Origin of the sequence: Acidocella facilis ATCC 35904, from assembly GCF_000687875.1 — a bacterium.
GTDB lineage: Bacteria > Pseudomonadota > Alphaproteobacteria > Acetobacterales > Acetobacteraceae > Acidocella > Acidocella facilis.
The window spans coordinates 61,458-87,285 of the sequence record NZ_JHYG01000009.1 but is presented as its reverse complement, the minus strand read 5'-3'; the positions used below and the strand labels follow the sequence as shown (position 1 = coordinate 87,285).

17 protein-coding genes are annotated in these 25,828 nt (G+C 65.8%); 9 read left to right on the top strand and 8 right to left on the bottom strand.

What is annotated here, in order from left to right; all coding sequences use genetic code 11:
• Positions 1–34 precede the first annotated feature (34 nt).
• Genes T331_RS0112755 through T331_RS0112745 form a run of 3 tightly spaced genes read right to left on the bottom strand, consistent with a single transcriptional unit; the run spans position 35 to position 3,127 of the window.
• Positions 35–868 carry a metallophosphoesterase gene (locus tag T331_RS0112755; protein WP_026440296.1) on the bottom strand — a complete coding sequence of 278 codons (834 nt, stop codon included), beginning with the start codon at positions 866–868 and terminating at the stop codon, positions 35–37.
• Entirely contained in the window at positions 865–2,556 is a 1,692-nt protein-coding gene (locus T331_RS0112750) for a bifunctional protein-serine/threonine kinase/phosphatase (protein WP_026440295.1), read from the bottom strand. The genes T331_RS0112755 and T331_RS0112750 overlap by 4 nt, the downstream gene beginning before the upstream one ends.
• Positions 2,549–3,127 carry a cob(I)yrinic acid a,c-diamide adenosyltransferase gene (locus T331_RS0112745; protein ID WP_026440294.1) on the bottom strand — a complete coding sequence of 193 codons (579 nt, stop codon included), beginning with the start codon at positions 3,125–3,127 and terminating at the stop codon, positions 2,549–2,551. Before T331_RS0112745 ends, T331_RS0112750 begins: the two co-directional genes overlap by 8 nt.
• A gap of 448 nt (positions 3,128–3,575) precedes the next feature.
• Here T331_RS0112745 and T331_RS0112740 point away from each other — a divergent pair, with 448 nt between their 5' ends.
• Positions 3,576–5,951 carry a beta strand repeat-containing protein gene (locus tag T331_RS0112740; RefSeq protein ID WP_155992712.1) on the top strand — a complete coding sequence of 792 codons (2,376 nt, stop codon included), beginning with the start codon at positions 3,576–3,578 and terminating at the stop codon, positions 5,949–5,951.
• A 158-nt stretch (positions 5,952–6,109) separates the two neighbouring features.
• Here the strand turns inward: T331_RS0112740 and T331_RS18335 are convergent, their stop codons facing one another.
• Complete coding sequence (locus T331_RS18335; RefSeq protein WP_051622363.1) at positions 6,110–8,059, bottom strand: hypothetical protein; 1,950 nt, start codon at positions 8,057–8,059, stop codon at positions 6,110–6,112.
• Positions 8,060–8,278: 219 nt separating this feature from the next.
• Here T331_RS18335 and T331_RS0112725 point away from each other — a divergent pair, with 219 nt between their 5' ends.
• Both T331_RS0112725 and T331_RS0112720 read left to right on the top strand, forming a co-directional pair.
• On the top strand, positions 8,279–8,617 hold the full coding sequence (locus T331_RS0112725) for a P-II family nitrogen regulator (RefSeq protein WP_008492327.1): 339 nt from the start codon (positions 8,279–8,281) through the stop codon (positions 8,615–8,617).
• A gap of 120 nt (positions 8,618–8,737) precedes the next feature.
• Positions 8,738–9,511: a ferredoxin--NADP reductase gene (locus T331_RS0112720; RefSeq protein ID WP_026440291.1), complete on the top strand. Its 774-nt coding sequence runs from the start codon at positions 8,738–8,740 to the stop codon at positions 9,509–9,511.
• A 146-nt stretch (positions 9,512–9,657) separates the two neighbouring features.
• Here T331_RS0112720 and T331_RS18330 read toward each other — a convergent pair whose 3' ends face one another.
• From T331_RS18330 to T331_RS0112705, 3 genes are read right to left on the bottom strand one after another with little or no spacing between them, the layout of a single operon-like run.
• Entirely contained in the window at positions 9,658–11,247 is a 1,590-nt protein-coding gene (locus tag T331_RS18330) for a glycosyltransferase family 39 protein (RefSeq protein ID WP_051622362.1), read from the bottom strand.
• The gene (locus T331_RS0112710) at positions 11,244–12,284 is read right to left on the bottom strand and encodes an alpha-E domain-containing protein (protein ID WP_008492322.1); all 1,041 of its coding nucleotides are present in this window, start codon (positions 12,282–12,284) and stop codon (positions 11,244–11,246) included. Before T331_RS0112710 ends, T331_RS18330 begins: the two co-directional genes overlap by 4 nt.
• Positions 12,281–13,771: a circularly permuted type 2 ATP-grasp protein gene (locus tag T331_RS0112705; protein ID WP_008492321.1), complete on the bottom strand. Its 1,491-nt coding sequence runs from the start codon at positions 13,769–13,771 to the stop codon at positions 12,281–12,283. The genes T331_RS0112710 and T331_RS0112705 overlap by 4 nt, the downstream gene beginning before the upstream one ends.
• Before the next feature lie 482 nt (positions 13,772–14,253).
• On the opposite strand from T331_RS0112705, the gene T331_RS0112700 reads away from it, so the two are divergent.
• Together T331_RS0112700 and T331_RS0112695 are read left to right on the top strand one after the other, a co-directional pair.
• A complete protein-coding gene (locus tag T331_RS0112700) occupies positions 14,254–16,353 on the top strand; it encodes a circularly permuted type 2 ATP-grasp protein (protein WP_244876958.1) in 2,100 nt (699 codons plus the stop codon).
• 21 nt (positions 16,354–16,374) lie between these two features.
• Positions 16,375–17,238 carry a transglutaminase family protein gene (locus T331_RS0112695; protein WP_008492319.1) on the top strand — a complete coding sequence of 288 codons (864 nt, stop codon included), beginning with the start codon at positions 16,375–16,377 and terminating at the stop codon, positions 17,236–17,238.
• Between the two features lie 197 nt (positions 17,239–17,435).
• Here T331_RS0112695 and T331_RS0112690 read toward each other — a convergent pair whose 3' ends face one another.
• On the bottom strand, positions 17,436–17,669 hold the full coding sequence (locus T331_RS0112690) for a hypothetical protein (protein ID WP_026440289.1): 234 nt from the start codon (positions 17,667–17,669) through the stop codon (positions 17,436–17,438).
• A gap of 80 nt (positions 17,670–17,749) precedes the next feature.
• On the opposite strand from T331_RS0112690, the gene T331_RS0112685 reads away from it, so the two are divergent.
• The 4 genes from T331_RS0112685 to T331_RS18325 all read left to right on the top strand — a co-directional run bounded on the left by T331_RS0112685 (position 17,750) and on the right by T331_RS18325 (position 25,814).
• Entirely contained in the window at positions 17,750–19,066 is a 1,317-nt protein-coding gene (locus T331_RS0112685; protein ID WP_407637432.1) for a replication-associated recombination protein A, read from the top strand.
• The gene (locus T331_RS0112680) at positions 19,063–20,046 is read left to right on the top strand and encodes an RluA family pseudouridine synthase (protein ID WP_026440287.1); all 984 of its coding nucleotides are present in this window, start codon (positions 19,063–19,065) and stop codon (positions 20,044–20,046) included. The genes T331_RS0112685 and T331_RS0112680 overlap by 4 nt, the downstream gene beginning before the upstream one ends.
• 107 nt (positions 20,047–20,153) lie before the next feature.
• Positions 20,154–21,974, top strand: a complete 1,821-nt coding sequence (locus tag T331_RS0112675) for an autotransporter assembly complex protein TamA (protein ID WP_026440286.1) — start codon at positions 20,154–20,156, stop codon at positions 21,972–21,974.
• 3 nt (positions 21,975–21,977) lie between these two features.
• Entirely contained in the window at positions 21,978–25,814 is a 3,837-nt protein-coding gene (locus T331_RS18325; protein ID WP_026440285.1) for a translocation/assembly module TamB domain-containing protein, read from the top strand.
• Positions 25,815–25,828 lie beyond the last annotated feature (14 nt).

The following is a 25,828-nucleotide window of genomic DNA, read 5'->3' as shown; positions in this document are numbered from 1 at the left end:
GAACTATTTTGCTGTCAAACCCTGATGACGCGGATCAGATCTCCAAAATTCCCGGCTCATAGGACGCCACCGCCTCCGGCTCCTCTTTGGCATAGCCGCGCGGCGCGGAGACCACCCAGAAACCGTGGCTGAAGGTCTCGTGCCGATGATGGGTATGGCCATGCACCCAGAAGCCCGGGCTGTAGGGGGCGAATTCCGCCAGCAGATCGGACCCATAGGCCGGGCCGATCGCCCCGCCCCGCCGGCCGAGGAACGCCGCCCCGGGGGCGTGGTGGGTGACGATCATCCGCACCGTCTGCGGATCATCCTTCTGCAGTCGCGCCAGCTGGGTATGCAGCCAGGCGCGGGCGGCGAAATGCATCTCCATCGTCTGTTTCGGCCGCAGGCGTTTGCTGCCGGCATTGATCAGCCGGTAATCATTCATTCGCTCGCCGGCATGGGCGCTGGAGAGGGCGGGGTCGTGATTGAGATTGAAATCCGTCCAGAGCGTGCTGCCCAGCACATGCAGGCGCTGGTCCTGTTTCTCGAAGGTAAACAGCGCATTGTCCAGCAGCCGCACCCGCCCCTGCGTGGCCGCCGCGGCCTTGACCATCTGCGCGCCCAGCGGCTCCAGATTATGGAAGTAATATTCGTGATTGCCGGCCACCAGCACCACCGGCACCTCAAACCGCTTGGCCAGGCTGTCGGCATAGGCGACGCTGAGCAGACCGTTATGAATGTCGCCCGCCAGCACGATCAGATCCGGCGCCGGCACGTCCTTCAGCGCCGGGCGGGCCTGCAGAGCCGGGCGGCGCAGCATCACGTCCAGCAGATGCCGGCGATGCTCCATCTCCAGATGCAGATCGCTCATATACAGCACCCGGATCATGTCAGCGTCCGCACCAGCAGGACGGCACTGAGCAGGGCGAAAAACAAAGTCAGCCCCTGCCAGAGATGCAAGGAGCTGAAGGCGAAGCGGCGCAAGCGCGGGGGCTCGTCGCGCCCTTCGGCCAGGCCCAGCTGCAGCAGCTGCGCCAGCGCCCCGGCATCGGCCAGCCGGTCCTCCGGGCGCACCGCCAGCCCTTGCGCCAGCGCCTCGCCCAGCCAGGAGGGCAGATCCGGGCGCAAACGCTGCAGCGGGCGCTTCTCATGCTGGCCATAGGGAAAGGCACCGCCGGCGAACATGCGGTAAAGGGTCACCGCCAGGGCGTAGAGTTCCGTGCGCGGATTGGCCTGGGTGCCTTTCAGCAGCTCCGGCGCCATGTAGCGGATGGTGCCGCCCGGCCGGGCGGCGTTGGCGGCGTCGATCCCCGGCAGATAAGCGAGGCCGAGATCCAGCAGCTTCACCTCCCCGGTTTCCAGCAGCATCACATTCTCGGGCTTGAGATCGCGATGCACCACGTCGATCGCCGCCAGATCCTGCACCGCCTCGCAGAGCCGGAAGGCGATGCCCATGCCCTCGGGCAGGCTCATCAAGGGGGCGCGATTCAGGCGCTTTTCCAGCGTTTCGCCGTGATAGAGTGGCATCACCAGATAGAGCGCGCTGCGCCGGCTGGCCGGTATGTCGATATATTGCACCACGCTCGGGCTGCGCACGGCGGTGCCGATCCAGGCCTCGCGCATGAAGCCGGCGGCGAAAACCTCGTCCTGCAACATCGAGGGCAGCGGCAGTTTCAGCGCCACATCCTGGCCGGAGAGCGTATCGCGCGCCGCCACCAGCATGGTGTAGCGGCCACGAAACAAAGTCTCGCCGATGACAAAGCCGTCCCAGTTATCGCCTGGGCGCGGGGCGGGGCGGATGGGCAGTTGCGCCAGAGCGGCGCGGGCGGCCTCGTCCTGCCCGGCAGCCGGCACGGCATGAACCCGCAGCGCCATCACCGCCTTGTCGTGAGCCGGCAGATGCGCCAGCGCCGCCAGCGCCGCCTCGGCCAGAGCTTCGGGCTTGTGCTGGGTCAGCGGCGCCAGCGCGGCATAGACGCCCTCCAGCGCCGCCAGCCCGGCGATGAGCAGATAGGCATCGCCCGGCTGCGCCTCCTCCTCCGCCAGATCCAGCGCCAGCTCTGGCTCCAGCCCCAGCGCCCGGGTGGGCATGAAGGGCGCGGCCTCGGGCGGGCGGATATGCGGGTGCAGCAGCGGGCTCAGCACCTGGCCGCGCAGCCGGTAGATCTGGCAGGCGCCGAGCTGGGCGACGAAAATCCTTGCATCCTGCAGCAGCAAGGCCGAGAGCGAAACCGGGGTAAGCCCGCTCTCCCCCTGCAACTGCCCCGCCAGCCAGCGATTGACCGCCGCCAGCGCGCCGGAGGCCGCCTTGCGCGGGGAAAAGGTGCGCTTGGCGCCGAAATAGCCTTCCGCGAAGCTGGCCACGGCGGTCTGCACCGCATCGCGCCCGCCGCTGGGTTTGGCCCGCTGATCCGCGTGGGCGCGGGCGATCACCGCCAGCGCCCCGCGCCCCGGCACGCCAAAAGCCGCGCCCTCATACAGCGCATAGAAATTCCGCGACGACGCCCCTGCCCCTTGCAGGCTGGCGGCAAATTCCGTGCCCAGCGACCAGCCAGAGGCTGGCGGCGGTTCAGCCATGCCGGCTGGCCGCCGGCACCCACAGCGTATCCGCCCCGCCCATGCCATTGGCGGCGCGCGCCAGCACGAACAGCAGGTCCGACAGCCGGTTGAGATAGGCCAGCACCAGCCGGTTCACGGGTTCATCCGGGATCTCCAGCAGCGCCACCACCGCGCGCTCCGCCCGGCGGGCGACGGTGCGGGCGAAATGCAGCCGCGCCGCGCCGGCGCTGCCGGCGGGCAGAATGAAGGAGGTCAGCGGCGCCAGCTCCGCGGTGACGGCGTCGATCCGCGCCTCCAGCCAGGCGACCTGCGCCGGCACGATGCGCAGCGCCGCCCCCGGCGCTTCATCCTCGCGGATCGGCGTGCACAGATCGGCGCCGAGATCGAACAGATCATTCTGGATGCGTGCCAAGATCGCATCGATCGGCCCCGCCCCCTCCAGCCGGGCCAGGCCGATGGCGGCATTGGCCTCGTCCACCTCCCCCAGTGCGGCGATCCGCGCCGAGGATTTCGCCACCCGGGCGCCATTGCCGAGCGAGGTCTCGCCCTGATCGCCGCCTCTTGTATAAATCTTGTCCAGCTTCACCATGGCCGGACTGCACCATGCCGCGCGTGCGACTTCAAGGGCCCGAATCGGGCGAAAAAGCTGGGAGAAAGCGTAGAGGCCGAAAAATAATGGATAAAATTTAATACATTACGTATAAAGAATATTATGATTTTGGAAATACTATAAAAATAGTCCCTTATCGATTTGTTCATAAATTTTTTGCCGAATCTATTTTTTGCGTCAAACCTCCCGACACTCCCCAGCGCATTTAAAGGGTTTGGGGCATGTTCCTCCGGGCTGTCTCCAAATTTTAGGCATTTTTCAATAGCCTACCTCACATATTCGTGTGCGGGAAATGTCCGCAAAATCGCTGCTGACGGATTTTCCTCAGCACGCTAACCTTCAAGAGATGATAGGGCCACTGCTCATCGCGACGAAATCTTTCGTCATGGAAGCAATCCTCTTTCTGCAGCGTATGAGGGATTCTACCTTGTCTAACACCGTTTCGGTCTCCGGCAACACGACCAGCACCTTCAATGGGCAGAGCCTTAACGTGGTCTCGGGCAATCCCACCATTTATGGCAGCTCGAACTCGGTCGTCAGTTCGGCAAATGGTGTCGGCATCTATCTCGCCGACAATCAAAATGCCGTGACCCTGTTCGGCGCGCATGACACGCTCTCCGCCGGGCTGTATCAGTCAGGCGGCTCCAACGGCGACAGCCTGCTGCTGGTTGGCAACAACAACACCATCATGGATGGTGGCTTCGGCAATGGCGGCGTCACCATCAATGGCAGCTACAATAATTTCGTCTCGCAGCAACGCATCGAAACGACCAACGTTCTCGTGAACGGCTCGAACGATACCGTTTCGGCGATGTATGTGTCCGGCAATTTCGTTATCAATGGCGATAATGCCCTTATCATCGCGAATAATGGCAATTTCACCATCAACGGCGCCAACGATACCGTGCGGGTCGCCAATGCCACCAGCATCATCGTTGCCGGCAGCAACGATACCGTGATCGACCAGGCGCAGGTAGGCTCGTCCCTCCCAATCAATCTCATCTCCGGCGCTGCTGCCGCCGCGTCCGATACCACCGCCGGCTCCGCCATCACCGTCACCGGCGCGAATGACAGCGTGACGGCGCTGAACAACAACAACAGCATCACCGCCACCGGCGACAGCGTCAGCGTCTCGCTGCAGAGCTATGGCAACAGCGCCACCGTTTCGGGAAACAGCAGCAACGTCACCGCGCAGACCTCTTCGGAGAGCATCAGCATCTCCGGCGCCAACAGCACCGTGAGCACCGCCGTGCCGATCACCGCGAGCAGCGGCTCCACCAGTATTGCCGCCACCACCGTATCGATCGCCAGCAGCGTCGCCGCCTCCACGACCTATAATAACGGCTCATCCAGCATCGTTGACACCACGCCGGGCTCCGGCGCCAGCACCGTCAATGTCACCAGCGGCAGCGGCAGCGTCGTCGCGACCGCCGGCGGCACCTATAATGACAGCGTTGGCGGCAATGCCTATACAATCGGTGGAGGAACACTGGTTAACCTCACCGCCGGCGGCGACACGATCCGGGTCACGGATGGCGAGCAGATCACCCGGGACACGCTGGCGGGCACGGCCTCGGTGGCCAACACCGTGATTCTCGGCTCGGCCGTGAATATCGACCTGACCGCCAACGGCACCATCGGGCGCTATGATGTCGTCAGCGTCACCGGCAGTGGCAGCTCCGGCATGCTCTATGGCAATATGAACGACACGCTCTATGCCGGCGGCAGCAACAATCTTTTCGCGGTCACAAAAAATACCAGCGTCGCCGGCAATGGCGGCAGCTTGCTGGTGGCGACGGGCAACAACACATTGTCGGTCTGGACCGGCAGCAACACCATCGACGCCTCGGGTGGCGCGAGCCTCTATGTCACCTCCAGCGACAACACGATCAGCGGCAGCGCGATGAATCTTGCCCTGCAGGGCGGCGGCAATAGCGTCAACCTCACCGGCAACGCCACCGTCTCGGACGCCAACCCCTGGGCTTATGGCATCGCCAGCGGCGCCGAAACCGTGCAAAACCAGTTCACCGTGCAGAGCGGGCAGTTCAATCTGGGTGGCCAGGACCAGCTGCTGCAGACCGGTGGCAGCGCCGCCGTCACCCTCGCCGGCGGCGGCAATGCCACGCTGAACGGCAGCCAGGACAGCATCACCGCCACCGACCAGGCCTATGGCGGCAACAACATCGTGCTGACCGGCGCCAATGACAGCGTCAGCCTGATCAATGTCGCGGGCAGCGCCGCCACCGTCTCCGCCGCCCTCGGCGCCTTCGTGAAGGCCAGCGACGATACCGGCAGCAAGATCGGCGCGGTTAATGATAACAGCAATGAATCGCTGGTCTTCATCGGTGGCAGCGGCTCCTCCAGCACCGTGCTGGCGGCCGGCAGCAACACCGCCGTCACCCTGTTCGGCGGCCAGAGCAACCACAACATCGTCTCCGGTGGCAATGCGGGGAATAACAGCCTGAATGGCGGCGGCGGCACGGGCGATCTGTTCAGCGCCGGCGGCAATAACGACGTGCTGATCGGCGGCGGCGGCGGCTATAACACGCTGGTCTCGGCGGCGGGCAATGAAACTCTGACCGGCGCGGGGCTCGGCAATGATCTGTTCTCCATCACCGGCGGCGGCGGCACCGATCTCATCGGCAATTTCAGCGGCCAGATGGTGCTGGGTGCGGGCCTCTCGGTCAGCAGCGAGACGGTCTCCGGCGGTTCGATGAACCTGGTCCTGAATGACGGCACGCATCTGATCCTCTCCGGGATCGGCGCGATCCATCAGAGCGGCAGCGTCATCACCGCCGCTTAAGGATCAAAAGTTTTTTGGTGCCGCTTTTTTTCAAAAAAGCAGCGAAAACGTTTGGGGTGGTGGCAGAGACGTTGCCACCACCCCAAACGTTTGTGGGAACTTTTTGAAAAAAGTTCCCACCCCTCAAAAACTTTTGCTCATTTTTAGGCTTTTATGCGTCAGCCGCCACGATAGCTGGGGGTGGGATTGGCGGCGCAGAGGCGCTGCCAGTTTTCCAGGATCAGCCGGATCTTGGCGAAGACGATGCCGACATCCGCAAATTCCCGCCGCAGCCGCGCCCCAAGCGCCAGGCTGCGATGCGAGGGCTCGCCCGAGATCAGCCGCGCCCCGGCGGAGACGCGCAGCGCCCCCATCTGCCCCGCCCCTTCAGGCTGCGCCAGCGGCACCGGCTGGCCGATATGGCAGATCCTTGCCGCGACTTCTCCCGCCCGAGGCAACACGCCGGAAAGATCCGTGTTCAGCCAGACATAGACCTGCCGGGCCTCGGCCGGGGTCAAACAGCGCCCGGGGGCGTGCGGGGCGGGCAGCGAGAAGGTGAAGATGCTGGGCAGGCGCTCCCAGGGCTCGTCCGCCGCGGTGCGGGCAATCGGCGGGGCGGGCAGCAGCGCCAGGCCGGGTGTGGCGTCGATGCCCTGGCGCACCGCCGCGCCGAACGCCTCTATAATGTCAGCGCGACGCTTCGGAGCAACACGCAACAGCGCCCGCATCTCCGCCAGCGCCGCGTGCCAGCGCAGCGCCAGCCCGTAATTGCCGCCCGCCGGCAAGCCCTGCGCGGCAAAGGCGCCGGGCGGGAATTCACCCTGGTTGAAATAGGCGGCCAGCCCGGCTGGCAGCCGCGCCGTGCCCAGCCGTGCCGCCACCGAAGCCGGCAGCAGCGCCGCCCCGGCGAAAGGCGGGCCGGTGAAGAATTTCGAGCCGGTGACCAGCACCACCGCCTCCAGCGCGAGATAGGCGCGCACCGAAGACGGGGAGAGCCGCGCCTGGCAGGCATCGACGACAATATCGAACCCCGCCCCGTACCGCGCCCGCAGATCCGCCAGGAAAGCCGGCGATGGCGCCAACAGGCCGGTCTTGGACAGGTCCAGCCCGTGCAGGATCACGCGCCGCCCTTGCGCCAGCGCGGCGGCCAGCACGGCCTCGATCTCCGCCTCGACCTCGCCTTGCGGGCGCACCGCGCCGGACGCGCTGCGCAGCGCGATATTGGCCAGGGCGGTATCGGGGCGAAAACCTTCGATCGGCGCCTCGAAGGTGACATCATGGCCCAAGGCGGTGTCCACTGCGAAATGCTGGCCGCGTGCCGCCATCGGCACGCCGCGCCCGGTTTCCTCCGGGGCGATCAGGATGTTGAGGATCGGCTGGCCGGTGCCGGCGAGATGGGTCAAGGCGAGGGCCAGCAGCTCGGTATCGGTGCCCGAGGCGGCGAGCACGATCTCCTCGCCAGGGCGCAGCCCGTAAGCCCGCCCCAGCCCGCGCCGGACCGCACCGATGCAACTGGCCAGGGCCCGCTGCGGCGCCATGCCGCGCAGCAGCGCCGCGCTCACCTGCAGCCGCGCCTTGTCCGCCGCGATATAGCCGCGCTCGGAGGAGGAGGAGGCGGTGGAGGACGCAAAGGTGATCGCCCAGGGGCGCGGCCTGTGGCTGCAGCCATAGCCGTTGAGGGCGGTTTTCGGGTCGCGCGCCAGGCGGATATCGCCGCCGGTCTCCATCAGCGCATCGGCGGTGCCGAGCCAGGACCAGAGCCCGTGCAGCCGCCCGGCCTCTTCGGCGGAGAGATCGAAAAGCTCGGCGAGGCGCGTCGGGCCGGGGGAAATGTCGCTGGCCATCGGCGCCAGCCAGCCGGGCAGCAGCGCCTGGGCCTGCGGCGGCAGCGCGGCGCGCTCGGCCTCGCCGAACAAGGCGGCGGCGCGGGCGGCGGCGGCGCGAGCGAGGCGCGGCGGCACCTGATGGGTGGCCAGCCACAGCGTCTCCGCCTCATGCCGGTGGGCCAGCGGCAGCAGCGCCGGATGGGCCACGGAAAAGGCCGGAAGCGAGGTGGGCAATGCGGCGAATTCGGCTGTGCTGAACGCTCCGGGGCGGCGCGCGGGGGCCGGCAAGGTCGCGAGGGTCATATCGTCTCCGCCAGTAAACGCTACCGGCCATAGCGCACCTGCCCCCGCGCCGCCAAGTTTGCGGCAAAAATCGGCGCCAGCCGGACCATTTCGGCCCCAAGACCATTGTGCCACGGAATGGCGCATGACAGGATGAGGTGGCTTGTTTCCCAGGCCGCCGGGGCGACCCGGCCCCGCAACCGGTTCAGGAGCGCCCGCCAAAAAAGGCGGCGAGACGCGATGAAGAAGATCGAAGCCATCATCAAACCCTTCAAGCTCGATGAGGTGAAGGATTCGCTGGGCGAAGTGGGGCTGCAAGGCATCACCGTCACCGAGGCGAAGGGCTATGGGCGCCAGAAGGGCCATTCCGAGACCTATCGCGGCGCCGAGTATGTTGTTGATTTTCTTCCGAAAGTGAAAATCGAGATCGTCTGCGACGACGATCTGGTCGAGCGCGCGGTGGAGGCGATCATGAACGCGGCGCGCACCGGGAGGATCGGCGATGGCAAGATCTTCGTCTCCGAGATCGAGGAGGCGATCCGCATCCGCACCAACGACAAGGGCAGCGCGGCGCTGTAGGGAAGGGCTGGCCGGAGGAGTTTTTTGCTTTTCCGGCCCCTGCTTTGTCAAAATAGAGGTTAACATTTTCCGCCGGAGCGTCTAAGGACGGGTCCGATTTTTTGTGCGGAGCAAGAGACCTTGGCGACGATGTATACCGAGACGGTGAAAACCGTCCGGCACTGGACGGACCGGCTGTTCAGCTTCACGACGACGCGCAATCCGGGCCTGCGCTTTCTCAATGGACAATTCGTGATGATCGGCCTGCCCATCAATGGGCGGCCGCTGCTGCGCGCTTATTCGCTGTGCAGCGCCAATCATGAGGACCAGCTGGAGTTTTTCTCCATCAAGGTGCCGAACGGCCCGCTGACCCAGCATCTGCAGAAGCTGCAGCCGGGCGATGAGATCATCGTCGGCGGCAAGCCCACCGGCACGCTGGTGCAGGACAGCCTGACCCCGGGCAAATATCTCACCATGCTCGCCACCGGCACCGGGCTGGCGCCGTTCGTCTCGGTGATCAAGGATCCCGAGGCCTATGACCGTTATGAGAAGCTGGTGCTGGTGCATGGCTGCCGCGAGGTGGCGGAGCTGGCCTATGGCGAGAAGGTCGTCGCGGATCTGCTGGAGGACGAGTTCTTCGGCGAGCTGGCGCGCGAAAAGCTGCTTTACTACCCGACCGTGACCCGCGAGCCCTTCCGCAACCAGGGCCGCATCACGGACCTGCTGGAGCAGGGCAAGCTGGAGGCGGATCTCGGCCTGCCGACGTTCAATAAGGAAGATTACCGGGTGATGCTGTGCGGCAGCCCGGAGATGCTGGCGCAGTTGCAGGCGATGATGGAGGCCCGCGGCTTTGCGGAGGGCAGCCATTCGGTGCCGGGCCAGTATGTGATCGAAAAGGCGTTCGTGGAGAAATAACCTCCGCGCTGCTGAAACACCCCGCCCGGGTACAGCCCAGGCGGGGTTTTTGTTGGAAAAATTGCAAAAGTTTTTTGGTGCCGCTTTTTTCAAAAAAGCGGCGAAAGCCGCCCGGTCCTATGCACCGCCAGCGCCCCCCAGAATGCTCAGCTACAAATCCCGTCCTTCATCCCGAGCTGGGTGCAGAAGGCCAGATGCGACGCCGGATCATAGAGCACGATGGCGATCCGCCGCCCCGCCCCTTCCACCACGCTCGGCTCGCCCAGCGTCTTGGTCTTGGCAAAGAATTCTTTCGCGGTGCCAGTATTCTGCCCGGCATGACCATAGACCACCCAGACCCGCTTGCCCGAAGCGACCGCCTGCTGGGCCTGGGCAAGGTCGCCGCCGGCATGGGCCAGCACCGTCGCCCTCGCGTCGGCCGGCAGATAATGCTGCAGGATCGGCAACGCCCCGTCATCGGAGAGATAGAGCATATCTCCGGGGGCTACGTCATTGGCCAGAATCTGCGCGGCCACGTCCCAGCGCGGCTTGGTCTCGGCGGCGTAGTAAGGCAGCGCGTTGACGAGTAGCAGCGCGCCCGCCCCCACCACCGCGGCCCAGGCCACGCCCGGCGCGCGCCGGTCCAGCAGCGCCGCGCCACCAATCCCGGCCACGATCGCGAAAGGCGCCGCGCTCCAGAGCAGATAGCGCGGCAGGAAAATCGGGTGCTTCAGGGAAATCAGCACGAACAGCACCGGCAGGAACAGCAAGGCCACCGCCAGCATCGCCATCACCGCCGGGCGGCGGCGCAGCTTCCAGCCAGCGACGCAGAGTGTGGCGAGCAGCGCCGCATCGATCAGCCAGATCACGCCCGGCGTCGCATCGCGGGAGATGAAGCGGAAGGAAACCCAATCCGCCACATGCATGAAATAGACGCTGCCCAGGCTGTACCAGAGGCGCGCCGCGTCCAGCGGCGGAATCCAGCCCAGCGCGTTGGTCACGCTCTCGGTCTGGAAATGCAGCATGACCAGATAGAATGGCGCGGTGAGGGCCAGGATGGCGGCATCCGCCAGGGCGAGATTGCGCAACAGCCCCCGCCGATGATCGCTGAACCCCAGCAGGCAAAGGAAGATCAGATTGGCGGCCAGCCACCAGGGCAGCGCATCACCCAGCACATCCAGCGCCGCGACGGTCCCCAGTACGAAGCAGAGCCAGCCCGCCTTGGCCTGGCGCCAGTTGCGGCTGGCCGCCGGCAGATCCAGCGTCAGCCTGGTGACGCCGTAGAGCGCCACCAGGATCAGCGTCATTTCCATGGTGTAGGAGCGCGCTTCCTGGGCGAAGGCCAGCGCCATCGGCGAGAAGCCCAGCACCAGGGCCGCCAGCACCCCAGCCAGCCGCCCGGCGATGCGCGCCGCGATCAGATAAACCAGCATCACCGCCGCCGCGCCGAAGAGGGCCGAGGGCAGGCGCAGCCAGAATTGCGGATCGCCGAAATGGGTCAGCGGCGCCAGCATCAGGAAGAAGCTCGGCATGTGATGATTCTGGAAGGAATTCACCATCAAGGCGCCCGGCTGCAGCGAGGCGCGTTGCAGGGTGAACATCTCATCCAGCCAGAAGGGCCGGCGCCCGAGATCGATCACCCGCGGCAGCAGCGCCAGCAGGAAGATCCCGGCCGGCCAGGCGAAGCGCGCGAACGATGCCGCGCGGTTCGCCTGGCTGGAGCCGGTCTTGATCTCGGGTTTGACAGTAATGCTCACGCGCTGACCTGTGTTTGAGACTGTGACGGGGACGACGGCCCCTGCAATTGCGACTCAGGCGTCGGCTCGGGCCGCCAATCGCGGAAAAAGGCGCGGCCAATGGCCCCTGCGAGCTCCTGCAGGTATATTTGTACGAGGTCCAAATAATCGTGCAGACCCGTGGCTAAAATATGGCTGAGCTTGACCTCCAACAAGAGCTCGCGCAGCATCTCCACCCGCTCCAGCGCCTCCGCGCCGCGTGACAGGCCGAAATGCCGGCGCAGATCATCCAGATGCGATTCAATCCGGCGCACGCAGAGCAGCGGCGAGCGCGGGTTGGAGGGATCGCGCAGCAGGAACTGCACCACATCCTCCGGCGCGAATTGCGCCCGGGCCTGACGCTTGAAGGCGTGATAGCCGGCGGCGGCGCGCAAAATCGCGTTCCATTGCGTCAGCTCCGCCACCCGCTTCTCCTCCCCGCCGCGCGGCAGCAGGGCGGTGAATTTGATGTCCAGCATGCGGGTGGTCTGGTCGGCCCGCTCGATATAGCGGCCCAGCTCGTAGAAATACCAACCCTGGTCCCGGTAGATGGTGCCCTGGGTGATGCCGGTATGGGCCTGCACCCCCTCCTTGATCCGGGTGCAGAGCCGCGAGAGCGCGTCCCCCTCCAGATCCTCCGGCGTGATCCGGCTGACAAAGCGGTGAAACACGTTGAGTTGCTTCCACATCTCCGTGCTCATCAGCGGCCGCAAGGTGCGGGCGTTGGTGCGCGCATCCTCCAGGCTGGCGGGGATGGAGGTGCTGTTGCCCTTATCCAGCAGATAGAAGCGCTTCACATGCGTCGCATCCGCCGAGAAGCCGCGCTCCAGGAAATTCTTCTCATCGGCATTGATGCGGATGAGCCCGAACCAGGCCTCGGTCTCGAAGCCGGGGCTCTCGAAGCTCTGCGTCACATCGATCAGCCGCGCCATGTTTTCGACGCGCTCCAGATAGCGCGCCATCCAGAACAGCCCCTCGGCGTCGCGGGCGAGCAGCCCGGGGTCGCGCATATGGGTCATGGCGTGTCTCCCTTCGTGGGGTCGTCCTTGCTGAAATCCTCGGCCAGAACCCAGGTATCCTTGGAGCCGCCGCCCTGGCTCGAATTCACGATAAGCGACCCCCTTTTCATTGCGACTCGTGATAACCCGCCGGGCAGCACCCAGCTTTCCTTGCCGGTGACGATGAAGGGCCGCAGATCCAGATGGCGCGGGCCGATGCCCTCTTCCGCCAAAGTCGGGCCGACGGAGAGGCCGATCATCGGCTGGCTGATCCAGTTATCCGGGTCGGCGGAGATGGTCTCGCGCACTTTCTCCAGCTCCTCCTTTGAGGCGCGCGGGCCGATGGTGATGCCGTAGCCGCCGGATTCACCCACCGGCTTGGTCACCAGCTTGTCGAGATTCTCCAGCGTATATTTCAGCCCTTCCGGCTCGCGGCAGATATGGGTCTCGACATTCTGGATCAGCGGCTCCTCATCCAGATAATATTTGATGATGCGCGGCATATAGGCATAGACCGCCTTGTCATCCGCCACCCCGGTGCCGACAGCATTGGCGATGGCGACATTGCCGGCCTTCCAGGCGCGGATCAGCCCGGGCACGCCCAGCATGGAATCCGGCCGGAACACTTCCGGGTCCAGGAAATCGTCATTCAGCCGGCGATAGATCGTGTGCACCGGCTTCAGCCCGGAGATGGTGCGCATGAAGACGCGGTCGTTCTCGACCGTCAGATCCGCCCCCACCACCAGCGGCACGCCCATCTCGCGGGCCAGGAACACATGCTCGAAATAGGCGGAGTTGTAGATGCCCGGCGAGAGCAGCACCACCTGCGGGTCCGCATTGTCGCCCGGCGCCACCTCGGCCATCGCCGCGCGCAGGCGCCGCCCGTAATCATCCACCGGCTTCAGTTTGATGCCGGACATCAGGTCCGGGAAGGTGCGCAGCATCAGATGCCGGTTCTCGATGACATAGGAGACGCCGGACGGGGTGCGGGCATTATCCTCCAGCACCCGGAAATCCCCCGCCTCGTCGCGGATGATGTCGATGCCGCAGACATGCACATAGGTGCCGTGGGGGACCGGGAAATCCTTCATCTCCGGGCGGTAATTGGCGTTGCCATAAACCAGCTCGCCGGGGATGATGCCATCCTTCACCACATGGCCCTTGCCGTAGATATCGCCCAGGAACAGGTTCAGCGCCTTCACACGCTGGGCGCAGGCGCGCTCCAGCAGATCCCATTCAGGCGCGGTTAATACACGCGGGATACAATCAAAGGGCAGGATTCGGTCGATCGCCGTGGCGTCGGAATAGACCGTGAAGGTGACGCCGAGATCGATCAGATCGGTTTCGGCGGCGGAGGCGCGGGCGCGCAGCGCTTCCAGCCCGATGCCCTGCAGCCGCTCGGCCAGCCATCGCGGCACCGGGCCGGCATCGGCGCGCGGCGTCGTCAGTTCGCAAAAGAAACGGCCTGGATCATATTCGGGCCATAAATGCTGAAAAATGTCGCTCAAACCAAAGCCTCCGGCGCGCCTAGGCGGAAAAAATGATGATGGAAAAAGCGATGGGTCGTCAGGGTATCAGGTTCGGAGTGACAGGCCGGAAACAGCCCGTGCTTGCGCGCGAAGAGCACCAACCGGGCAGAAGCCGCCCAGCAATTCAGCACGCATCACCTGAGATTTGGCGCCGATCCGTCATGGTACATTGTAAATCTGCCTTCAAAACATCCATGTCCGCAAGGTGCCTCCCTGGCTGCGGGATTTAGACTTCATGACAGTTATGCAAGCATCGGACCAAGCACGCCCCGCCGCCGCGCCGCGCCGTTTCCCATGGCGCGACCAGACCGACCGGGCTTGCAATCAGGGACAGGTAGGCACCCGTCCTACACTCTGTTAATCCTGTCGAAATGCAAATTTTGTCACCCTACGATGAAACACTGGACCGACAGGGACGGCTGAAAAGCCCCTGGTCGCCGGTTTTGTCGGCCGTGCGCGAAATGGGCATGATCGAGCTGGAGCGGCGCTGCGCGGCGCTGGGCCGGCAGGTGGGGCTGGCCGCGCCGGCGCTGCTGCCCGCCGCCCGGCCTTACGACCCGTTGCCGGCGCTGCTCACCGCCTCGGAATTCGCCTGGCTGGAAGAGGCGGTCAGCCAGCGCGCCGAGCTGCTCTCACAGGTGATGGAAGATCTCTACGGCCCGCAGAGCCTGATGCGTCTGGGCCGGCTGCCGCCGGCGCTGGTGCTGGCGGACCCGTTCTTTCTGCGCGCGCTGCATACTGGCGGGCCACTACCGGCACCGCGCCTGGGGCTGTATGCGGCGGATGTGATTCGCGGCACCGATGGGCGCTTCAAGCTGCTGCGCGACCATACCGGGACCATTCCCGGTCTTGGCCACGCGCTCACGCTGCGCCGCCTGGCGAATGGGGTGCTGCCTGAATTATTCCGGGCCGGGGCGCTGCGCTCGCTGCGGCCGGCGCGGGAGATTCTGGTGGATCAGCTGCAGCGCCGGGCCGAAGGCGGGCTGGTGGCGGTGCTCTCCGGCGGCGCGGCCGCCCCGGGGCTGCCGAATGGCGACGATGCGCTGCTGGCGCGCGCGCTGGGCGTGCTGATGATCGAGCCGGCCGATCTCGCCACCCGCAACGGCGCCTTGCATATGAAAACGCTGAGCGGGCTGCTGCATGTCGCAACACTGGTTCGCGGCCTGTCGGGCATCGATCTCGACCCGCTGGAGCAAGGCGGCCGGCCAGGGGCGGGCATTCCCGGCGCCTTCGGGGCGGTGCGGGCCGGGGTGCTGAACATGCTCAACGCCCCCGGCAGCAAGCTGCTGGAGTCGCAGGTGCTGCACCCTTATCTGCAGGAGCTGTTCGAGCCGCTGCTGGGGGCGCCGCACAAGATGCAGCAGGCCGAGCCGGAAGATGTGGCGCTGGCCTCGCAAGCGCCCTTCCTCGCCCCTGATGGCGTGCTGACCAAGGCGCCACTCTGTTTTCGCATCTTCTCCTGGCATGACGGGCTGCAGTGGCAGGTGCTGCCGGGCGGGCTGGGCCTGGCGATGGATGCGCAAGCCGGGCTGGGGCTGAAGGATCTCTGGGTGTTCGACGGCGAGGAATCGCGAATGATCTCCGGCGCGCCCCCGGCCGAGCCGCCGGAGAAGGTGAAATTCCTCGCCGCCGCGCATCTGCCCTCGCGGCTGGCGGATAATCTGTTCTGGCTCGGCCGCTCGGTGGAGCGGCTGGAGGCGGCTGCGCGGCTGCTGATGCTGGCCCTGCCCCGGCTGGAATCCGGCACCTCGCTGCCGCGTGACATGGCCGAGCGCGGGTTGATCTCGCGCTGTCTCGGCCAGGCCGGGCTGCTGCCGGCGGATGTGGCGGGCTCCGCCCTCTCCGGCCGGCTGCTGCGCCAGACGCTGGCGCGCCGCCGCCCGCTGGCCGGGCTGGTGAAGGAGGTGGCGCGGCTGGTGGATGCCTCCTCCGAGCGGCTTTCGCCCTCGATGCTCGCCACCGTGCGGCTGGCGCTGCAGCAGGCCAATGAGGCGCTGCCGAACGAGGAAGCGGCCTTGCCGGTGATGCTGAATTTCGCCGCCAGCTTCGCCGGCATCGCGGCGGAGAACATGTCCCGCGATGGTGGCTGGCTGTTCCTGGAAATGGGCCGCCGGCTGGAGCGCGCCGAGACGATGGCGGAGACGCTGGCGATTTTGCTGGACGGGCCGATCCCCCGGCTGGAGCCGGGGCTGGCGCTGGGCATCGAGCTCGCCGATTCGGTGCTGAGCTATGAGCTACGCCATGCCGGCATCATCGCCCCCGGCCCGGTGCTGGCGATGCTGCTGGCCGATGGCTCCAACCCGCGCGCCCTGGCCTTCCAGTGCAACGCGCTGCGCGCCTGCCTGGAGCGGCTGGGGGCGGATGACGATGCCGAAACCGCAAGGCTGCTGCAGCATGAGCTGGCCGATCTGGCCGGCGGCGGCGCGGCGCTGAGCGCCACTTTGAGCGCCATGGCGGCGAAGCTGCGCACCCTGTCCGACCGCGTGCAGCGGCGCTTCTTCACGCTGCTGCCCGCGGCGCATACGCTTGAGGATGAAGAGATCTTGGAAGCGGCACAATAACTTGCCACAGTCCGCCGCGATATGACCCTGTACCGCCTGAACCACGCCACCGCCTATGATTACGCCGAACCGGTGGTGATCGGCACGCATTTCATGCATCTGCTGCCGCGTTCGCGCCCCGGCCAGATCATCCGCGAGGCGCGGCTGGAGATCTCGCCGCTGCCGGACAACCGGCGCGATGAGATCGACCATTTCGGCAATTTCACCACCAGCGTCTCGCTGACCGGGGCGCATAAGCAGTTCAACGTGACGCTGAGTGCGACGATCGAGGTGGAGCAGCCCTTGCCGCCGGCGCACACGCCGCGCTGGGAGGCGATCGCCGCCTGGGCGCTGCATGAGGTGGAGGTGGCGGAGTTCTGCCTGCCGAGCGACCTCGCCAGACCGGTCGGGGAGATCGCGGATTATGCCGCGGTGAGCTTCCGGCCGGGGCGGGACATGCTGGAGGCGGTGCTGGAGCTGAACCAGCGCATCTTCAATGAGATGACCTACAAGCCTGGGGTGACCAATAATTTCACCACGGCGCTGCAGATTTTACGCACCCGCACCGGGGTCTGCCAGGATTATGCGCATTTCATGCTGGCCTGCCTGCGCGCGCTGGGGCTGCCGGGGCGCTATGTGTCAGGCTATCTGCGCACGCTGCCGCCGCCGGGGCAGGAAAAGCGGCGCGGCGCGGATCAGAGCCATGCCTGGATCGGCGTCTGGCTCGGCCCGGAAATCGGCTGGGTGGATTTCGACCCGACCAACAATCTTCTAGTCAGCAATGAGCATGTGACTCTGGCCTGGGGCCGGGATTTCAACGATGTCTCGCCGCTGCGCGGGGTGATTCTGGGCGGTGGCCGGCATTCGCTGAGTGTCGGCGTGGATCTGGAGCCGGTACTGACCTAGTAGTTTGTTTATAAACAACTTTTTTGAAATTATAAAAATTTTTTGGTGCCGCTTTTTTTCAAAAAAGCGGCGAAAAACGTTTGGGGTGGTGGCAACGGCGTTGCCACCACCCCAACGTTTATGGGGACTTTTTGAAAAAAGTCCCCATACCCCCAAAAACTTTTTCTAATTTTACCAGCGGGCGTCAGGAATACTGCTCAAAAACCCCGCCAGCCCCGCCGCTGGCCGCGCATCAGCAGATAGCCGGCAAACCCCAGCACCAGCAGCACCGGGATCATCAGGAAGGCGGTCCAGACCACCACCGCGCCGACGCCAAGCGCCACCGCGAACGCCAGCAACCGCAGCGCGATCTGCGCCAGAGAGGGTTTAGACGGCTCGACGAAGTGCCCATCGGGCGTCATGTCGAGCACCGGGCCATTTTCTTTTGCCATATGACAGATCTAGGGCAGAGATGCGCGCCGTTCAACTGCGCGCCATGGCAAGGGGCCCTGCTTGCGGCTAAATGTCAGCCATGCAGGAAGATGATCTGTTCGGCCCGCCAGAGGCTGCCATGCCGGCCAATCCGGGCAGCCAACCCTTGGCGGAACGGCTGCGCCCGAAGGCGCTGGGCGATGTCGCGGGCCAGGCGCATTTGCTGGGGCCGGAGGGCAGCCTCACCGGCATGCTGGCGCGCGGCTCGCTGGCCTCGATCATCCTCTGGGGCCCGCCCGGCGTGGGCAAAACCACCATCGCCCGGCTGCTGGCGGATGCGGCGGGGCTGCAATTCCGGCAGATCTCGGCGGTGTTCTCCGGCGTCGCGGACCTCAAGAAAGTGTTCGAGGACGCCACCCGGCTGCACCGCGCCGGCCGCGCCACGCTGCTGTTCGTGGACGAGATCCACCGCTTCAACCGCGCCCAGCAGGATGCGTTTCTGCCGGTGGTGGAGGCCGGGACGATCACGCTGATCGGCGCCACCACGGAAAATCCCAGCTTCGCGCTGAATGGCGCGCTGCTCTCCCGCGCCCAGGTCTTCGTGCTGCGCCGGCTGGACGATGCGGCGATGGAGGAGCTGCTCAGCCGCGCCGAGGCGGAGATGAGCCAGCCTCTGCCCCTCACGCCAGGGGCGCGCGCCAGCCTGCGCGCCATGGCCGACGGCGATGGCCGCGCTTTGCTCAACATGGCCGAACAGCTTTTCGCTTTGCCCCCCGGCACATCTCTGGATGAAACCGCCCTGGGCCAGCTGCTCTCCCGCCGCGCCGCCCTTTATGACCGCGACCGCGAAGAGCATTACAACCTCATCTCCGCCCTGCATAAATCCATGCGCGGCTCGGATGCGGATGCGGCCTTGTACTGGCTGGCGCGGATGTTCGCGGGCGGGGAAGACCCGCGCTATATCGCCCGGCGCGTCACCCGCTTCGCCGCCGAGGATATCGGCCTGGCCGACCCGCAGGCGCTGGTGCAGGCCCTCTCCGCCTGGGAGGCCTATGAGCGGCTGGGCTCGCCGGAGGGGGAGGTCTGCATCGCCCAGGCGGTGGTGTATCTGGCCACCGCGCCGAAATCCAACGCCGTTTATAAGGCCATCGGTGCCGCCAACCGCGCCGCCAAGGAAACCGGCAGCCTGATGCCGCCGATGAACATCCTCAACGCCCCCACCAAGCTGATGAAGAACCTCGGCTATGGCGAAGGCTACCAGTACGACCACGACACCGAGGACGGCTTCTCCGGCGACAACTACTTCCCCGAAGGCATGGGGCGCCCGGATTTCTACCGGCCGGTGGAGCGTGGCTTTGAACGCGAAATCGTCAAGCGCCTCGCTTATTGGCAGAAATTGCGCGAAGAGAGGCAATGACCACCGAGATACAAGTCCCCGAGGCCGGCGCCGAGATGCGGCTGGACCGTTTCCTGCGCCGCGAAGTGCCGGGCCTCACCCAGGGCGTGCTGCAAAAATTGCTGCGCACCGGCAAGATCCGCCGCAATGGCAGCCGTGCGGAGGCGAATGACCGGCTGGCGCTGGGCGATGTGCTGAGCCTGCCCGAGATCGCCCCGCCGACCGACGCGCCCAAGCCCCGCCAGATCGTCAAGATGGATGAAAACCGCACCAAGGAGCTGGAGCGGATGGTGATCTATCAGGATGATTCGGTGATTGTCCTGAACAAGCCGGCCGGGCTGCCGGTGCAGGGCGGCTCGGGCATCGCCGTGCATGTGGACGGGATGCTGGATGCGCTGCAGGGCGAGCATCCGGAGCGGCCCAAACTGGTGCACCGGCTGGACCGCGACACTTCCGGCGTACTGGTCATCGCCCGTTCGGGCAAGGTGGCGGCGAAGCTCTCGGCGGCGTTTCGCGGCCGCGATGTCGAGAAAACCTACTGGGCGCTGCTGGTCGGGCTGCCGGATGCGCTGGAAGGGCGGATCGATCTGCCGCTGAAGCGCATCGATCTCGGCCAGACCTCCCGCGCCGAGCCAGCCTCGCGCAAGGATAAGGAGGCGCAGAAGGCGATCACCGATTATCGCATTCTGGACAAGGCCGGGCGCAAATTCTGCCTGGCGGAGCTGAGCCCGCATACCGGGCGGATGCACCAGCTGCGCGCCCATTGTTTGGCCCTGGGCACGCCGATTCTGGGCGATGAGGTTTATGGCAGCGCCTATCATGAGCATTTCGCCAACCAGCTGCATCTGCATGCGCGCCGGCTCAGCTTTCCGCACCCGGAAGGCGGCCTGCTGAGCATCGAGGCGGAGTTGCCCAAGCATATGGTGAACGGGCTGAATTATCTTGGCTTCCCGGCCCCGGACGCGGCCAAACCCCGGCGCAGCGGACGCGGCGCCGTCTAAACCCAGGCGCGGCGGGCGCGGCGCGGCCCAAGCCTTTCCTATAAATTACAGTCGGTTAACGGCCGAGGGGGTGGAAAACCCCTGGCTTTGCTGTCACATATTAAAGCATGCGCCGGTGGACACGCCCCCTTCTGTGCCTCTGCCTCGTCCTCGGCGGCAATGCCGCCGAGGGGGCCGATCCGGTGAATTACAATGTCAGCTTTGCCCCGTCCGGCGATGGCGGGCTGGACGGGCTGATGAAGCAGACCTCCTCGCTGGTCTCGTTGCAGAAGAAGCTCCCCCCTGCCCCGTTCGCGCTGATCGGCCGGGCGCGCACGGATGAGACGCATTTCATCACCGTGCTGCATGCGCTGGGCTATGATGCCGGCACGGCAAAGATCACCATCGACGGCATGTCCCTCAATGATCCGGCGTTGCTCGATCATCTCACCCGCCTGCCCCAGGGCAGCCAGGCCAAGGTCGCCATCTCCACCCAGAAAGGCGCGCTGTTCAACCTCGGCCAGGTGAACATCACCGGCCTGCCGGCGGGCTTCAAGCCGCACCCCGGCATCCGCACCGGCCAGCCCGCCACCGCCGCGCCGATTCTCGCCGTACCGGCCAAGCTCACCACCGATCTGCAAAATGCCGGCTATGCCTTCGCCGAGGTGGCGCCCCCTTACGCGGTGGCGAATGAGGCAACGCATACGCTGAATGTGAGCTACAGCGTCACCCCTGGCCCGCGCGTGGATATCGGCGCGGTCAGCTTCTCCGGCCTCACCCGCACCGATCCGGCCTTCCTCGCCCGCCATATCAGGCTGCGCCAGGGCCAGCCATATTCCGACAAAGCGGTGCAGCAGGCCCGCGATTCGCTGCTGGGGCTGGGGGTATTCTCCTCCGTGACCGCGGTGCCGGCGATACAGGCGGTCTCCGGCCAGGTGCCGATCAGCTTTCATGTCACCGAGCAGAAGCTGCACGCGGTCACGCTCTCCGGCGCCTATGCGACGGATCTGGGTGTCTCCATCGGCACCAGCTGGGAGAATCGCAATCTCTTCGGCCATGCCGAGACACTGACCCTCTCGGTCGCCGCCAACGGGCTGGGCGGTACGGGCACGACCGCACCTGGCTATGACATCAAAGGCGTGTTCACCAAGCCGGATTATTATGTGCGCGGCCAGACGCTGACTCTCTCCGCCGAGGGGCTGCAGCAATCCCTCACCGCCTATCGGCGCACCGGCATCATCATCGGCGGCTCGCTCTCGCGGCCCATCACCGCCCATACCGCCATCACCTACGGCCCCAGCTTCACCACCGAGCGGGTGGACCAGGAAGGGGTGGCGCGCAGCTATTTGCTGGCGCAATTCCCGATCAATTTCACTTGGGACACCAGCAACTCGCTGCTGGAGCCCACGCGCGGCCATAAGCTCTCCCTCACCATCACCCCGACCATGCCGGTGGTCGGCACCCCGCATGATCCGTTCGTGATCCTGCAAGGCACCGGCTCGGTTTATTTCCCGGTCGAGCGCAAAGCCTGGGGCGTGGTGGCGCTGCATGGGGTGCTGGGCAGCATCCAGGGGGCGAGCCAGTTTGGCGTGCCGGCGGATCAGCGCTTCTACGCGGGCGGTTCGGGCACGGTGCGCGGCTATACCTACCAGACCATCGGCCCGCTTTTCGCGGACGACACGCCCCAGGGCGGGCTGGCGCTGGATGCGATCAATCTGGAATTCCGCCAGCATATCACCAAGAGCATCGGCATCGTGCCGTTCATCGATGCCGGGCAGGTCAGTGCGGGCTCTGCCCCGTTCAAGGGCACGCTTCGCGTCGGCGCCGGGCTGGGGGCGCGCTATTACACCTCGATCGGGCCGATCCGGGTGGATTTCGCGCTGCCGCTGAAGCGCACCCCGGGCAGCAGCGCCTTCGGGCTCTATATCGGGCTCGGGGAGGCGTTCTGAACCATGCGCTGGGTGAAACGCATCCTGATCGGACTGCTGGGGCTGGTGGTCATCGTCATTCTGGCGATGGTGGGCGTGGTGGTGGCGCTGAATTCCGCCGGCGGGCGGGCCTTCGCGGTGCGCGAGATCAATAAATACGGCGCCGCTTATATCCAGATCGGCCAGCTGCGCGGGCATTTCCCGGCGGACATCAATATCACCAGCTTCGCGGTGAAGGACCCGAAAGGCATCTGGTTCTCTGGCCGGGATGTGACACTGAAATGGTCGCCCTTGCAGCTCTTGCGGCGCAATCTCGCCGTGCGGCTTTTGAGCGCGCAAAGCCTGGATGTTGCCCGCGCCCCCGCCTATCCAGCCAGCAAGCGCAAAAATTCCGGCAACAGCCAGTTGCCCAGCTTGCGGCTCAACCTCGACCGGCTGGAGATCGCCGCGCTGCATGTGGCGCCATCGCTGGCCGGTGAGGATGTGACGCTGCATGTCACCGGGCAGACGCATCTGCGCGATCTCCAGCATGGCGACATTGCGCTGAACGCCACCACCGAAAGCGGCGATGCGGATTACGCCCTCACCGGCACGCTCGACCCGCGGAATGTGGCGATGAAGCTGCATGTGCAGGAGCCGCCGAACGGGCTGATTGGGCATTTTGCCGGCCCGCAAGTGCGGCTGCCGTTGAAATTCGACGTCATGCTGAACGGCCCGCGCGCCCATGCCGCGCTGCAGGCGGCGCTGGCGCTGGGCGATGCCCGGCTGAACGTGACCGGCACGCTGGGGCTGGACCAGACATCCCCGTTCGCGGATGTGGTGCTGAGCGTGCCCGCCTTGGCCCCGTTCGGCACGCTGGCCAGGCAGCCGATCAGCGGCCAGACCCAGCTGCATCTGGTGGTGGAGCCGACCGCGAAACAGGATGGCGCGACGCTGGCGCTGCAAGGCGATGTCGCGCTGAACCAATCCCCCGCCGGGCTGGATAAATTCCTTAATGGCGAGACGCATCTTTCGCTGCTCGCCAGCCTGCAGGGCCACAAGGTCACCATCGGCCAGCTCTTGCTGGATGCCCCGCACGCGCAGATCAACGGCCATGGGGTACTGGACAAGCAGCAGCTCGACCTGACCACAGATGCCAAGCTCAACGACCTCGCAACCCTGCTGCCACGGCTGCAGGGCGCGCTGCAGCTGCATAGCCATGTCACCGGCACCATGCAGGATTTCGCCACCAAGACCGCCATCGACGGCCAGGTCAGCGTGCCGAACGTACCGAGCGGCCCGTTCCAGCTCACCCTCACCGCCCAGCATCTGCCGAAAGCGCCGCAAGGGACTCTTACCGGCAGCGGCACGCTGGCCGGATCGCCCTTGAATATCGATGCCCGCTTCACCCGCCAGCAGGATGGCGCCGCCAGCCTGAACATCGCCACGCTGGACTGGAAATCACTGGCGGCGCAGGCGGATCTGGCGCTGGCGGCCGGCGCCAAGCTGCCCACCGGCAGCGCGCATCTGGCGCTGGGCCATCTCGCGGATTTCGATGCCTTCACCGGCATGAAGCTGCATGGGGCGCTGCAGGCGGATTTCGTCGATCAGGGGCAACAGAACCTCTCGCTGCAGGCCACCGCCAAAAATATCTCCGGCGTGCCGTCGATCGGTGCCGCCAACGCCACGCTGGAGGCGCAAGGCACGCTCCAGGCGCTGGCGGTGAAGCTGGATGCCAGTGTCGCCCGGCTGATGGGCGCGGCCGCCAAGCTCGCCCTCACCGGCACGCTGAATATTCCCGCGCAGAGCGCGCATCTGGCCAGCCTGACCGGCAATTGGCACGGGCTGAACGCGAAGCTCAACGGCCCCGCCGACATCGAAGCCAAGCCGGAGATGGCGGTGCGGCATCTGGACCTCTCCGTCGGCAAGGCCGCGATCGCACTGGACGGCACCCTTTCCCCGACGCTGAACGCCAAGGCCAGCGTGAAAAATCTCGATCTGGCGCTGGCGAAATTGTTCGTACCCAGCGTGAATGCCGCCGGCATCGTCAATCTCACCGCCAATGTCACCGGCACGCCGAAGGCGCCCGCCGGGCAGGTGGCGCTGACTGCCACCGGCCTGCGCTATATCGACAAATCCACCGCTGGCCTGCCCGCCGCGAGCATTTCCGGCACCGCGACGCTGAAAGGCGACAGCGCCGATGTGAACATCAAGGCCCAGGCCGGGGCGGATGCGGCCATCACCGCGCGCGGCACCGCCCCGCTCTCAATGACCGGGCCGATGAAGCTGGCGCTGAATGCAAAGCTCGATCTGGCGATGCTCAATCCGGCGCTGGCGAAGATGCACACCAAGCTCAGCGGCACGCTGAGCACCAGCGCCCAGCTCTCCGGCACGCCAAAGGCCCCCGCCGGGCAGGTCAGCCTCACCGGCCGCAATCTGCGCGACGAGGCCGGCCCCGCCGCCGCCCTGCCCGCCGCCAGCCTGGATGCCAAGGCCAATCTGCAAGGCCAGCGTGCCGCGCTTGATGTGGCGGTGAAGGCCGGACCGGATGTGAACCTCACCGCCCGCGGCTCCGCCCCCTTCACCAGCACTGGCGCCATCAACCTGGCGGTGGCCGGACGGCTGGATTTGAAGCTGCTCGACCCGATCCTCGCCGCGAACGGCAATCTGGTGCGCGGACGGATCGACACCAATCTGCGGATCTCCGGCACCGCCAAGGCCCCGCGCGCCAACGGCACGCTGCAACTGGCCGATGGCAGTGTGCAGAACATCGCCTCCGGGCTCAACCTCACCGCCATCACTGCCAGCGTGAACGCCGCCGACAAGCTGATCACCCTGCAAAGCCTGTCCGCCACCGCCGGCCAGGGCAAGATCACCGGCCATGGCAGCATCAATCTCGGCGCGCCGAACCTGCCGGTGGATATTGCGCTGAACGCGGACCACGCCACGCCGATTTCCTCCGATCTGGTCAACGAGACGCTGAATGCCGCGCTGCGCCTGCAGGGCGATCTGAAGGGCAACGCCACGCTCGGCGGCACGGTCGATATTCTCAAGGCCAATATCAACCTGCCGAAATCGCTGCCGCCTTCGGTCGCCAATCTGCCGATCCATAATGGCAGCGCGCCGCCGCCCAAACCCAGCAGCGCCGCGCCCCCCGCCCCGCCGATCCGCCTTGCGCTGGATGTCCGTGCCAGGAACCAGATCTTCATTCGTGGCGACGGGCTGTTCGCGGAGCTGGGCGGCAACATCCATATCGGCGGCACGGCGGATAATCCGCAGCCCTCAGGCGGCTTCAAGCTGATCCGCGGCACCTTCTCGCTGACCGGCACGACGCTGCAATTCACCTCCGGCAAGATCGATTTCAACGGCGCCGGCTTCATCCCGGTGCTGGATCTTGAGGCGACGACGCCGACCAGCACCAACGGCACCGCGACGCTGGTGATCGGCGGTACGGCGGCGAAGCCGAAGATCACTTTGACCAGCTCGCCGCCAATGCCGTCTGACGAAATCCTCTCTCAAATCCTGTTCAAGCAGAGCGCCTCCAGCCTGTCGCCGTTCCAGGCAGCCTCGCTGGCGGTGGCGCTGGCCCAGCTCACCGGTGTCGGCGGGGGGTTCAGCCCGGTGGATTCGGTGCGCAACGCGCTGGGGCTGGACCAGCTTTCGGTGGGCTCCGACAGTGCCGGCAACCCCGCCGTGCAGGCCGGACGCTACGTGGCGCCGGGGGTTTATGTGGGCGCCAGCCAGGCCACGTCCGGCGGCGGCACCTCGGCGAAAGTGCAGATCAATCTCTATAAGGGGCTGAAGCTGCAAACGACGACGGGGCAGGACAGCACGGGTAATAATGGCAGCTCGGTGGGGCTGACCTACCAGTTCAATTATTAGCCTCACCGCGCCGG